At 61.5% G+C, this 13043-nt stretch carries 8 protein-coding genes; 3 read left to right on the top strand and 5 right to left on the bottom strand.

All coding sequences use genetic code 11. From position 1 onward, the window contains the following. The first annotated feature begins 4 nt into the window (after positions 1-4). The gene (locus ACFEMD_RS06280) at positions 5-1300 is read left to right on the top strand and encodes a hypothetical protein (protein ID WP_394740115.1); all 1296 of its coding nucleotides are present in this window, start codon (positions 5-7) and stop codon (positions 1298-1300) included. A gap of 1704 nt (positions 1301-3004) precedes the next feature. Here ACFEMD_RS06280 and ACFEMD_RS06275 read toward each other — a convergent pair. After that, a complete protein-coding gene (locus ACFEMD_RS06275; RefSeq protein ID WP_394740113.1) occupies positions 3005-3268 on the bottom strand; it encodes a hypothetical protein in 264 nt (87 codons plus the stop codon). 367 nt (positions 3269-3635) lie between these two features. Then, positions 3636-3749, bottom strand: coding sequence for a universal stress protein (locus tag ACFEMD_RS06270; protein ID WP_394740112.1), 114 nt, complete (start codon positions 3747-3749; stop codon positions 3636-3638). A gap of 767 nt (positions 3750-4516) precedes the next feature. Here ACFEMD_RS06270 and ACFEMD_RS06265 point away from each other — a divergent pair. Next, positions 4517-4792, top strand: coding sequence for a hypothetical protein (locus ACFEMD_RS06265; protein WP_394740111.1), 276 nt, complete (start codon positions 4517-4519; stop codon positions 4790-4792). Positions 4793-5287: 495 nt separating this feature from the next. On the opposite strand, the gene ACFEMD_RS06260 is transcribed toward ACFEMD_RS06265, so the two are convergent. Together ACFEMD_RS06260 and ACFEMD_RS06255 are read right to left on the bottom strand one after the other, a co-directional pair. Beyond that, positions 5288-5440, bottom strand: coding sequence for a hypothetical protein (locus ACFEMD_RS06260; RefSeq protein ID WP_394740109.1), 153 nt, complete (start codon positions 5438-5440; stop codon positions 5288-5290). 294 nt (positions 5441-5734) lie between these two features. Beyond that, a complete protein-coding gene (locus tag ACFEMD_RS06255; protein ID WP_394740108.1) occupies positions 5735-6925 on the bottom strand; it encodes an O-antigen ligase family protein in 1191 nt (396 codons plus the stop codon). Between the two features lie 1278 nt (positions 6926-8203). Between ACFEMD_RS06255 and ACFEMD_RS06250 the strand changes: the two genes are divergently transcribed. Continuing rightward, positions 8204-11473, top strand: coding sequence for a S8 family serine peptidase (locus ACFEMD_RS06250; protein ID WP_394740107.1), 3270 nt, complete (start codon positions 8204-8206; stop codon positions 11471-11473). Positions 11474-12237: 764 nt separating this feature from the next. Here ACFEMD_RS06250 and ACFEMD_RS06245 read toward each other — a convergent pair. Continuing rightward, on the bottom strand, positions 12238-12996 hold the full coding sequence (locus tag ACFEMD_RS06245; RefSeq protein WP_394740106.1) for a hypothetical protein: 759 nt from the start codon (positions 12994-12996) through the stop codon (positions 12238-12240). Between the last annotated feature and the right edge of the window lie 47 nt (positions 12997-13043).

Here is a 13043-nt window from a genome sequence, read left to right as displayed (position 1 = left end):
AGTTATGCACAGACGAACTATTCTAACTGGGTCTGGTGTTGTGGTTTCTGCAACTCTTGCCGGGTGCTCTCAACTATCTGATGACGATGAGTCGGAGAGTGAGGGTACAGGCGATGACGAAGACAACGGATCTACCGACGATTCTGGAGGGGAACTCGAGAGTGATGAGGAAGACGACGAAGAGTCAGATGACGGATCTGAAACGGAAGAAGAGGAACTCGAAGAACCAGGAGAGGACGAAGAACAGCCCCCGGAGGAAGAAGAAGACGAACCCGAAGAAGATGGGCCCGAGGAAGGAGACGAGACAGAAGAAGACGATGAGGAGCCCGCTTCCGAAGAGGAGGGTGAAGACTCTGAGGAACAACCTGACGGGTCTGAGAACGAAGAAGATGAGGACGCTGGATCAGAAGACCAAGACGAAGAACCCGACGAGACAGAAGACGAGGAGTCGGAAACGGAGGACCCAACCGAAGAGTCCGAGGAGGAGCCAGCGGACCAAGACGAAGAGTCCGAAGAGGCGTCCGAACCAGAAGAGCAGGACGAAGAAGATGAGGACCCTGAAGAAGCAGACGACGAAGAAGAGGACCAAGCGGAATCGGAAGAGGAGACCGAGTCGGAGGACCAAGGCGAAGAGTCCGAAGAGGCGTCCGAACCAGAAGAGCAGGACGGAGGAGACGAGGACTCTGAAGAAACGGACGAGGGAGAGGAGGACCAAGACGAGGAGGAATCAGAAGAGGAGACCGAGTCGGAAGAGCAGGACGAAGAAGGTGAGGACTCTGAAGAGACAGACGACGAAGAGGAGAGTGACGAGAGTGGGGACGACAGTGATGAGGAGACGGATGAGGACGGAGCGGATGACTCCGATGAGGGCGAGGAAGGAGACATGGACTCGGATGAAGACGGCGGCGACGAGGAGAGCGAGGACGACGACTCCGCTGAAGACACTGGTACTGGAATCTCGCCCGAAGACATGGAGGGACAGATTCAGTACACCGATGCCGAGGACGAAGAGGTGCTTGAGGTTACTGACCACGGGATAGAGTGGGCCGATTCCGATGTACAAGACGATTGTCTGATCAACTATTCGCTTGAAAATGTGTCCGACTCCGAAGAGATGAACGTTCACTACGCAGGGGAGCTGCTGGATGAAAACGGCGGAGTGATTAGTAATATGGATGATATGGCGTTTTTGGCGCCTGGTGAGTCTTCAAGTGGCCATCTTGAAGCATACGGATGCGATGAGGCAGCTGATTACCGGCTTTCGCTCAGCATCGCCCACCGCAGTGACGTATCCGTGTAGAGCGATCTGACCGATACGACTGATGGTGGCTACCTCATCGGATTACTGAGAGTACCCGTGTGCGTTCACTTCAACACACGCTCAGATACCCGCTCATGTTCCCCGCTGCGTGAGATCACCTCTGTCCACTCGATGCATGCCTACGGACTGCGGTTTCGCTATCCGTCTGTGTATGACAATTGCAGGACCTGAACTGAGGAAATGACAGGCAAGTAACCTACACTCTGTGGCTAACTGATAGGCGACCAGACGTGTCAGAGGTGGCAATTGGTGCAGGAAGTGTCACGGGAGACACGTCGCTACCTCCGACGTCCGACGGCTTTCTGCTTGCACTACTAATAATTTCCCAATGTAGAATACTAGCAACAAACCACCAGTCCGCCGACGAGCCACACGCCGATCGAGTGGCGAAGACCAGTTCGTGGCCGAGGGCGTCGACCATGTCGTGGCACTCGTTGATCCAGTCGAGCCCACCGTCCTCGTCGTCGACGCGGAACACGTTATAGCGTGAAGCAGGCGCAAAACCCACGACTTCAGTCGTGGGATACGCGCCGTAAGCTTGATTGGTCAACCGACCGTAACAGTCGTTGTGCGCGGAAAACTGGCAGTTGACTCGGTGTTTGCCACGGCGAAAGCCGGAATCAAACAAGTGAGCCGACCGCGCCGACCGCCACAAAACAAGATACCTCGAAGCCCCACACGGGGTACGAGTACCGGCTTCGTGGCGGAGCCAGTGCCGTCGGTCACAAAGCGTAGATTCCCAACCTTCAGGAGTGACCTGCCCGGCCAACACCGGGTGGGAAACCCACGACTTTAGTCGTGGGAGCACGTCACGATGCGGTTGCGCTCGAGTGTGGTCATCGACATGCCACTGATCGAGTTAAACTCGAGATTCGCTCCGACAACGGTGTCCCGCTGCTCTGGGCGTCCGTCGTCGATGAGCCGACCGAGACGCTCGGAAACTCGCTCTATCTGACGCTCGGCTCAGGTGGTCCGGCCGAGAGCGGAGTACCACCGCTGTGGACCGAACCGTCGGGACGAACGCTCAAGGCCGACCAACTGTGCGAGCGCTGCACTGAACGGATCGAAGCGCACCATCCGTCTCGCGGCGTTGCTCAACACTCGCTCGGGGAGTAGGGCTCCTAGTTCCTCCACCCCGCATGCAAAGTGAAAACACACCTTCAACTCCTATCCAAAAGGCCGACGTAGTCGGCGTCTGATCGCGGTCGTCTGACCGAGAGTAACGCCGTCGAGACCGACGAGTGTCCGTCCCCCGGCTGCTCGACGTCAGTACTGGTGGTGGTACAACAACCAACCAGACCCCCTACAGAGAGGGTCACACGCCGTCGAATGCAGGGGAATGGGAAGGCCAGAGGGTGAGTCTGGCCCTCGTGACGTCCACGAGATCACGTCGGTGTGAGGTTGGTGGGTAGGGAGACCAACCTATCATGTCCTGAAGGGATCAGGCAAGCCAGTAGTACTCCCCAGGGGTGCTAGTGGGATAGTAGGACCTACCAGCCATGTAACCATCTCAGTCTCACCGACTAATATGTTACTACTAACATGAATAGAGGAGCATATCGGTGCAGATCACGGCTTCTTGATTGCCTCGCCAGTATCGCCTTCTCCCCTACTGCCTCTCGAGCAGGAGAGGAACGGACACATGAGGTGACTGATCGGAGTGTAGACGGTATTGATATCGTCTCAGTCCGATTCACCCATGATTTCACCCGACTTCCTGGAGGGAAGACTGTCGTCCGTCTGCGCGGCATTTGTCCCGTAGGTCAAGAGTCGGCAGAAGTCAGAGATAACGGCGAGCGGGAGTAGAGCGACTATGATGGCGTACGTAATGCCGAGCAAGAGGATCCCCCACCTACGTTGAGCTAAGAACTCACGGGATATGAAAGAATGGCGGGCGGCATCGGTCAACTTTACCGTTTCTTGGAACATGGCCCCTTCCTTGCTCATTGTCGGCTCCCACCACTGCACAGGTGGTCTCTCTATTATAAATACAGTAGTTTTAGGATCCTACACACAGGCCCTTGGTGCGGTGTCCCAACCCTCCCGAACACGGATGAGACTCCCGCGAGCGCCCGGCGACAGTGCTCAGCGAGGACGACCCGAGGCTGAGGGGACCAGCTGGGTTCACGGGGACTGGTGACTCTGTACTGTCGGCACACGGCGGTTGATCTCATGGGTATCGAACGGTTTGACGGGGCTATGGCTTTCTCACGCGAAAGGCAGCAGACAGAGGGAGGGCCAAGGTGCCACGAAAGTACTGCACCGGAACCCCACCCTCTTCAGTCTACATCCACAAACGGCGTACTTGCATCCCTCAGCCATCGCGATCCCCGATGTGGACCGGAACTGGTGATGTTCGGACCACTTTCTCTGCGACACGACCGAGGCTGTAGCGCTCGAAGCCCGTCTTGCCACGGGTCCCCATCACGATTCGATCGATAACTCACGTTGCCTGATTGAAGGCTCCGATGCCGATAGCAACACCAGCAGCGACAACGATTCCCCAAAGCCCAATGAGCACGGTTCGGCGAGTTACTCTCATTTCGTATCAATCATCCTCTCGTTTTACTCTGTGCTGGAAGTACCGGATCGTCCTCGCTCAACTGGACGAACAGCCCCCACCTCCCTGACGCAGCCACCGGTGATCTCGGCAGGCCTGCGACTGTCCGCGAGACAGGGCCGCACACCTAACGGCCGCAGTTCGTCTGTGCGGCTACGGCCCGCTGTACGTACTGACGCCGCTCGCTCGGAGAAGCGAGCGATCACTGCCAGTGCTCTGGAGTCGGTGCTTGACAGGCGTCGCGTCGATCAGGTCACCAAATCTACCCATCTACCTCTATACTAGTAAACACCTCACATAAATCTAGTGTGACTTTGAGTTAAGTATGGATGCATGTTTGACGTTTCCGTGACATGTCTCACTCTACGGCGACTGCCGCCGAACTAGGGAATTGCCCTACTCAGACGGACAGCCATGAGACCACGTCCAGGATGCGGACGGGTAGCTCACCCTCGTTACGGCCGATTGGGGGTGAGTCGTTCCCGTGGGAAGACTCCTCTGCGACCGCCGTCGACCGGCTCGATGCCCTCGCAGTTCGTGACCGCATCGAGTCCCGATCGGCGGCCCTCGAGCGCCAGGCCAGCAGCTAGATTCCGACCGGAATAACGACGGGGGACGTCCGTGTCGTAGCCAGTATGGCACATACCGTCGGTGAGCTTCGAAACGCAATCAGGGAAGCGGTCGGTCGGTTCGAACGGGAGGGCTCGCCAGCGTTCACGAAAGAGGACCTCGCCGCAGTCTGTGATGCGGTGGGGTATGAGATCGAGACGGGCGGGCGTCTGCCGCCGAAAGCGGAGATGCGGGCGGGTATCCTGGGGACGATCGATGTCGGCGACGCGCCCACCCCGTCGGACGCACCGTCGTCGTTCCGGAAAGACGAGCTGGAAGCGATCCTCGCCGCTGTGCAGTAGCTCCGGATATCGAGCCTGCATCCCGTGTTGTGACCGAGCGATCGGTGTGACTCCTGTCGCACGAGACGACCACGCCGAGTCAGGATCCAGGGGACCACGTCACCCCACCATCGGTCCGAACCCGTTGCAATCGTTCGACAGAAAGCGCGTCGCAATGCTGGCGGCGAGGCCACTGGTCGGCCACGTCCGACTCGAGCGCAAGCTCCTTCGAGACTGCCCGATGCAGGCGGTCCGAGAGCACACGACGCATGATCGACCCCAACCCGACTCAGCACCGAGAGGGTGGCCGGTAGGTGAACTATAGTTATGGCGTTGACAGTAGAGTGGTGACAGACATCGAGTCAGATGATCCGCCGCGAGATGGCGGTCTGCGTCGACGCACCGATTCCCATCGATGGCAGCGACACCACTGCGGATGCGATCCCATACGGCGTGGCGGTCCCAGGCCAGTCGGCGTGGCGACACACGCCAGCTCAGTCACCGACACGGAGGGACTCAGTCGAACCACTCGACGTACTCCTCGCAGGCCTCACAGGTCGCCCGCGTCGCCCACCCCTCCCCACGATCGTGGTCGTTTGGCGAAACTTTCGCCACGCGGATCTCCACGGCGCCACAGTCGGGACACTGGGAGGGAATCGGTTGTGCCATGCTGCCCTCTCTTTGAGTGGGGCTACAATAACTGTGTCTCCGGTCATGTTGTCAAGTTGATCGGCGAGTAGACGGCTGTGCCGTCGATCGCGCAGTTCAGCCGACGGTCTCGGACTCGACGATCTTGTCGTGGCGAAGAGATTCGCTCGGACCACCGATCTTGGTTTGAGCGGCCTCGGTCGGACGACGTGTCCGCGTTAGTCGGTGAGCGATCGAGGAACTGCGGCTGGCGGTGCTCGGCATTGAAGGCTCGAGCGCTCACGCCACCCGTCGAAACTTGCTCAAAGAAGGAGCCTATCGGACGACGAACTTCGATCGCAGATCGGTGACCGGGCCGTCGTCCTCAGGGGAGTACAAGAGGAGGCCGAGACACAGCCCCAACATAATCGAGGAGGGGCTGAGCCCGCCGAGGAACAGCGACTCGAACCCCATATACAGGAATATTGCGACGGTGAGCCCGACCACGAACCCGGTCCAGGGCGTCCAGCGTGTGCGGATCCCCTGACCCAGTGCGTAGACGAGTGCGCCCAGATAGAGGCTCCCGGCGATGATGCCCGTGTTGAGCAGCGGGTAGATGTAGGAGTTGTGCGGGCCTCTGGAGCTGTCGATCTCCTCGGCGGTGTTCGCAAAGCCGATTCCGAGCATCGGGTCCTCGGCGAGGCGCTCGAGCGAGGCCACCCAGCGGTCGACGCGGGTCAACAGCGTTGTCTCCATCACCTCGCCGACGTGACCGAGCCGGATCGCCACGTAGACGCCGAGGGCGGCGACCCCGATGCTGAGAAAACCGACCCGTCGGTCGAATCCCGAGAGGACGAGCACCGAGCCGGCGGCGAAGCCGACGAGCGCGGCGTCGCCCTCGCTTAGGACGAAGCCGAGCAGACAGACCAGGAGCGCCCCGAGCCACACCGCCCCGCGGCGGGCCAGAAACGTGTACAGCGCCGCGAGGCTGCCGACCATCATGACGAAGCCAAACCCATTGGGATTGTGAAAGATCGAGGCCGTCCGAATCCCCTCGATCCCGAACACCGAATTACCAACGGACTCGTAGAGGGTCTCGCTCGTCTGGAGTTCGTGCCAGACCATCCCGATGCCGACCAGCGCGACCAGGGTGGCGACGAGCGTCAGCCCCATCGTGAACGTCTGGCGGCGGCCGTTGATCAACGCCGGTAACACGACGACGATTGCAAGTACCACCAGTGGTGTGGCGGCGATATACTGTAGCAACTCGGTGTGGGGCGCATAGTAGTAGTGGACGAGTAGCCCGAGCCAGTAGCCACCGATGAGCACGAGAAAGGCGGCGTCGAACTGCAGCCGGATGTCGGGCATCAACACCCCGTACGCCGCGATCGAGACCAACAGCGCGCCCGTCATGATGTAGCCGACTCGCTGTGACACCGCCCAGCTCGTCACCGCGAGACTGCTGATGATCGGCAGCAGTGCGAGGATCGAATCGTAGACTGGAACCGTTGGCTCCTCCGACGACATACCCCAGATATAGTGACGAATATTCATCCTGAAAGCTCGTGGTAGCTGGATATCCATCCCATCAAAAGATAAATACCGGGGAACTGTCGGCGCATCGATCGCCGAAGGGAACAGGCGATGGCGTTCTCGGGCGGGAACAACCCTAGTGGGCCAGGGACCTCGAGTTCGAGCGTGTGATCGAGGTGCGCCGAGGCCGTAAGCAATAGCTCGCAGACGGCGATCAGCAGAATCGCCCCTCACGACCCCGTCCCGTCCGAATCGATGGACGGGCATCGCCACAACCGGGCGACCGTCGCCGTTCACCGCGGGTTCCTCGAGGATCACCCGGACCCGCTCCTCGTCCGCACGCGGTGGCAGCGCCGTCTCGGCCGCACCTCGATCACACAGTCGCTCGAGGGTCGGCTTGGCCGGTTCGGTCGTGGCGTCGTCTCGGATCGTGGGCGGAACAACGACCGTTCCGGTGATGGCGGAGAGGCAGTCGGGTTCGCCGATTGTGTCGAGCACAATGAGCGTGGTTGCGGCGACGTAGCGACGATCATAGCTCGCGCGCGCTGCACCGGGCTAACTCACCGAGAGCGAGAGGGAGACGAACGCAACGAGAACGAAACGAAGGCCATCGTGGGCGGTGACTCCTCGTCTTGATTCGGGAACACAGTGAGGACACCGCAACCTCTGTGGAGGTCTCACAGACTCTGATCGGGTGTGTTGGCCACCTCTCCGCCACCGCTTCCATCCCTCCCAACCACCTGCTTCGCAAGAGCGAAGTCCGAGAAAGGTACCGTGGCCACAGTGGACGCACGGACCGCTACCCGAGACGGTCTGGCAGTAGCTACCTGTCGGTGGCCACTTTTTTCGACCGACTCGAGTACGCCTGCGACGGCGTTGCGGGCTGATCGGTCCCGTGAGACGCTCGAGCGGTTCGATACCGCGTTCGGCTCGTCGGCCCGCATCGCTGCTTCCTGGCTCCTCCGCCAACCAACTGCGTCTCATCGACATCCTTCAATATTATTAATCAATACTGAAGCAATATAATACTCTATTGGGTGAGTGATATTCTCACTCCTCTCCGTCGGCTGATTATTGGTTTCACAGCATTTATTGACAAGGTATCTATTTATAAGCGCTAAATATAACCTCCCTTCCTATTAATTCCCTAAGTATTATACCATAGTATAGAATAACGTTCACCGTTGGCATGTTACATTCCCAACTGGAGGGCGTGTTGGAGGGTGCAGTGCTGGAGTGGTGGTGGGAAGCCCGTAGCTGCCGACGTCTGACATGAGCGATAACGACAAGAGCGGATTCGAGAGACGTACAGTACTCAAGGGCCTCGGTGCGGCCGGCATTGCCGGTGGGATGACCGCAGGAGTCACCGCCCAGGACGTGACCCCACAGGATGCGGACGACCCGGCGGTCGACTCGGCACTTGCCGACCTGTGGGCAGACAACGAGATGGTCAAGGTCGTTCTCCGGCTCGAGCGACTCGACCGAGCCCAGATTCAGGACGTCGGACGAGACGAGGTCGTCTCCCAACTCCAAGCACACGCCGAGGCGACCCAGGAAGAGCTTCGCCAGCGAGCCGAGGCACTCGACGAGGTTCGCGTCGCCAACACGTTCTGGCTTGCAAACGCGATGGTGCTGAAGGTCCGAACCGACGAGATCAGTCCGAACGAGCTCGCCGGCTGGCCACGGGTTCGGTGGGTCCACCGCAACGTCGACTACCAGCTCCCGGAACCGGCGTCGGTGACTGATGTCAGTACGAGCGCGGACGACGTCACCTACGGACTCGAGCAGCTCAACGTCCCCGAGGTGTGGGACGAACTTGACGTCACCGGGGCCGGTTCCGAGGTTGCGGTCCTCGACACCGGAATCAACGCCGACCACCCGGACTTCGCGGCGTTCGATCCGGACAACTGGCAGGAGTTCGACGGCGACGGCAACCCGATCGACTCCGAGCCCTTCGACGACAACGGCCACGGCAGCCACGTGGCCGGCACGACCGCCGGACCACTGGAGCCCGATGGCGACGTGCCCGCCTACGGCGTCGCTCCCGACGCCGAGCTGTGGCACGGGAAGGTACTCGACGCACTCGGTGGCGGTACCTTCGATCAGATCGTCGCCGGTATGGAGTGGGCCGTCGACGAAACCACCGCGGACATTATCGGAATGAGTCTCGGTGGCTCGCCATCCGATACGGTCACCCTCGAGGCCACAGAGCATATCGCCGACGCCGGCGTCATCCTCTCGGCATCCAACGGCAACGACAGCCTCTCGACACCGGGGGCGTTCTACTCGTCGTTCGGCAGCCAGGCGATCGACGAGAACTACGACCTCGCGGAGTTCGCCGTCGGCGAGTGGATCGAGCCCGAGGAGTTCTTCGACGATCCCGAGGAGATCCCGGACTACTGGGCCGACGAGTACGTCACGCCCACGGCCTCTGCGGCCGGCGTCGACGTGCTCAGCCTGTACCCTGATGAGTACGCCGAGATCTCCGGCACATCGATGTCCCAGCCACACAAGGCCGGTGCCTTTGCGCTGATGGTCTCGGCCAGCGGCGAGCTCGACCGGGAGTGGTTCTGGGAGACGATGGTCGACACCGCGTGGCAACCCGAGCAGGCCCCAAGCGAGGATCCGAACGCGGAGTACGGCCACGGCGTCATCGACGCCTTGGAGGCAACCCAGCAGGTCGCCCTCGACCAGGGTGTCACCGGCACCGTTACGGACACCGACGACAGCCCGATCGGCGGTGCCGACGTGACGGTTGCGGATCCCGGCACCTCGACACAGACCGACGACGACGGCGTCTACGACGTGCTCGCGGAAGCCGGCGACACGACCGTGACGGCCGAGGCGTTCGGGTACGAGGAGGTCAGCCACGACGTGACGGTGCCAGAAGGCGACACTACCGAACAGGACTTCGACCTGCCCGCTGCGCTGGCCGCCGAGGTTGTCTCCGACCAGCCGGCGATCATCGAGGGCGGCGAGACGATCACGACGACGCTCCTTGCGGCTCATCCCGAGACCGTTACGGTCTCGAACACGGGCGGCTACGGCGGCGAGCTCGCGCTTACCGTCGACGGTGAGGACGCCGATCTCGGCGAGCCGGTCGCCCTCGATGGCGGGATCGGAGAGGTCGAGGTCAGCGTCGAGACGGAAGCCGACACCAGCGGCGGTGTCGAACTCGAGCACACGTTCGACGGCGCCGGCGAAACGACCAGCCTGACGACCGGGCCGACAGAGGTCGTCGAGGAGCTGGTCGAGGTCGCCGTCATCGACGACACCGAAGGATACGGCGACGACTGGGTGGCCATCCTCGAGGACGAACTCGCCGACGTCTACGAGGTCGAGCACGTCGACTCCAGTGAGGCCCTCGAGGATATCGAGGCGTACGACGCCTACTTCGTCCACGGGCTGGACTCCGACGAGTGGTACGAGGCCACCGACGAGATCGGCACGATCTACACGGCCCAGAACCTCGGCCCGGACACGCTCAGCCCGCGAGCGGAGCTCATCGACGATCCGGACGATGTGACGACGGGGACCGACCTGGCGACCTGGGAGATCACCGAGACCCACGAGATCCTCGAGGACGTCGCCGAGCCCGGCGACGAGGTCGAGATCCACACCGACACGTGGGACGACGGTGCTTCCTTCGGCGACACCGACGCCGACGTCTACGCCGAGGCAGCCGACGATGCCAACGCCTTCGCCGTCGACGAGGAACGCAGTGACGTGCTCCTGACAGCGATCGGGATCGGCTGGGTCGGCCCGGACGAACTGACCGACGACGCGCTGGCGATCGTCGCCAACGCCGTCGCATACGTCGCGGCACCCGAAGACGACGACTGGGAACTGGCGCCGGCGGTCGTCAACGACGAGCAGCCCGGGATTCCATCGGGCACTGGCGCCGATCTCGTCTCTCGACTCGACGACCAGCTGGATCTCGACGAGGAGATCGACCTGCTCACGGGCGAGGAAGCCGTCGACGCCGCCGAAGAGGAAGAGTACAACACGTACGTCGTCAACAGCATGGAGACGGAATTCGTCGAGGCGTTCGACGAGCAGACGGGCGATGAGGAGATCAACGTCGTCTGGCTCGACCAGCGGGGTCGCCTCGAGGGAATCGCCGCGAAGGCCACCGCCCTCGGCAATCCCGAGACGACCGACGACGGCCGCGGTGGCGGCCCCGGGTCCAACCCAGAACTCGAGATCGTCGCAGACCACCCGATCTTCGACGGTGTCGGGGACGACGGCGACTCGTTCCAGATCCACGACGCACACCATCCTGACCGCAGCTGGTTCGACGGCTACGATGGTGACGTCGTCGGCGAGATCCACGCCCACCAGATCAGCGGTGGCGGTGGCGTCGGCATCGACGACGGGAAAAGCACCGTCTTGCTCTCGAGCTTTGCCTCGAGCGGTGACGTGACCGGGAGCGACTACTCGGAGGACGCAGATACGGTCCTTGGCAACGCGGTCAAGTACCTCGTCGGCGCACTCGAAGCCGACAGTGACGCTCAGTCGGCGATGCTGCCAGCCGACGACTGATCGGCACGTAGTGCCGTAGCAACCAGCGTGTCACCGCCGGACGGTCGAGACACGTCCCGGAGCCACGCTCGGCAGACCCGACGCGGTTGGGCCCCAGGTTGTGGGAGCTACCGTCACTGGCGGCTGCACACCGGAGCAGTCGTTCAGACGACTGCTCCCCGCCCCGACGATGGCGACTGTCCACCGACGACTGGACGCCGGCAAGCCGATCGATATCTGCGGTCGACCGCCGAGAGAGTAGAGTTCGGCTGCTCTGGACGGAGCCCGACTGAGAAACAGTGGAGCTTCCGTCTGTCTCTCACTCGAGTGGGGACTCAATCGAGTCTCGACGAGGATTTCCGTGGCTGCCGGGCCAGGTGCGAGCATACAGGGGGCCTCTCCACGACTTCACCAGCGTGGCCGACTCAGAGTGCGAGTGTCGGAACAGAGCGAACGGGAACCGTCGACTCCGTCGATGAGTCTGGGAGCGCTTTCGAGTCAGGGGGAGCTACGTCTCTCGTTTGATTGCTCGAAAGACAGTCGTGTGTCTGTCAGAATCGATCGGGGCACAGAAAGAGAGAGAGCCCGGTGACAGCTGATGTCCTCGGACGAACCTTCGAGCGGGGTCTCGAGTGTGGACCGACGACGACCGATCGAGAACGGTCCCTCGGCTACTCGTCCCTTCGTACGAACGGCGTTCGGTGTGGGAGTGTGATGTCCTGAGCGTGTGCGTGCTCGCTCGAGCGTGGGTGTCGGGTGTCGAGTCTGTGCTCGCGAAGGGGGGTTCAGCTTGCTCCGTGGACGTCGGTTGTCTCCGGTGTCGAAGACGATTCACCTGGGATGTCGGCGTCGGTCGGCAGGACGATTCGCCGTTCGGTGTATGAGAGGCCGTTCTTGCGCTGGGTCTTCCGGTGGACCGCGAGGCGATTCTTCGAGAGCTCGAGGAGGGCGTCGATCGTCCGCGAGACCAATTTCTTGGCGTAACTATCGCTGACGCCGTCTTCCTGGCGGCGAATCCAGTGTTTCAGGTCGCCGGCGGTGACGTACTCACGGACGTCCTTACAGCCCGCCTTCCAAGGATCGTCGCCGACGGTCGAATCGGTTCGGGCCTTCCAGAGTTTCGCGGCGAGTCTCGTGGGAAGGGCGTTCGTCGTGGAGCGACGCATGTCCTCATCGAGTCGGGCGAGTTGCTGAATCGGGAGCAGGTCGCCATGCGCGAGTGTGGTGTCGGTCCGATCGAGGGGGTCGTCCGAATCGGGAAGTCGAAAGTAGGCGTGGCCGTCGGATTTGGTGAGTCGCTCGAGATAGTCGTCCTCGAGTTCGAGATCGTGTTCGTCGACGTTCGAGTCACGAAGATGGGCGCCTTTCTCGAGTTCGCGCGCCTGGAGTTCCTCGATCCGAGTTTTGTTCGCGCCCGTGCGGTTGCGGGCTGCCTCGGTGAGCGCCGTCAGCTGGTCGACTTCCTTTTGAAGCGTTTCGTTCTCCTCCTCGAGCGACTCGACTCTGTCCTCAGCCTGTTCGAGGCTCGTCTCGAGTTCGGTCACGCGGTCTGTGAGCCGTTCGTTTTGTGCCTGGAGGTGTTCGACAGCTC

Origin of the sequence: Natronococcus roseus (genome assembly GCF_043677095.1) — an archaeon.
Classification (GTDB): domain Archaea; phylum Halobacteriota; class Halobacteria; order Halobacteriales; family Natrialbaceae; genus Natronococcus; species Natronococcus roseus.
The sequence above is the reverse complement of the archived record's forward strand: the minus strand, read 5'-3'. Positions and strand labels throughout refer to the sequence as shown.

Coding starts and splice junctions, on each gene's coding strand:
- ACFEMD_RS06260 (WP_394740109.1), bottom strand. CDS start 5,440: ATGGCACAACCGATTCCCTCCCAGTGTCCCGACTGTGGCGCCGTGGAG.
- ACFEMD_RS06250 (WP_394740107.1), top strand. CDS start 8,204: ATGAGCGATAACGACAAGAGCGGATTCGAGAGACGTACAGTACTCAAG.
- ACFEMD_RS06255 (WP_394740108.1), bottom strand. CDS start 6,925: ATGTCGTCGGAGGAGCCAACGGTTCCAGTCTACGATTCGATCCTCGCA.
- ACFEMD_RS06265 (WP_394740111.1), top strand. CDS start 4,517: ATGGCACATACCGTCGGTGAGCTTCGAAACGCAATCAGGGAAGCGGTC.
- ACFEMD_RS06275 (WP_394740113.1), bottom strand. CDS start 3,268: ATGAGCAAGGAAGGGGCCATGTTCCAAGAAACGGTAAAGTTGACCGAT.
- ACFEMD_RS06280 (WP_394740115.1), top strand. CDS start 5: ATGCACAGACGAACTATTCTAACTGGGTCTGGTGTTGTGGTTTCTGCA.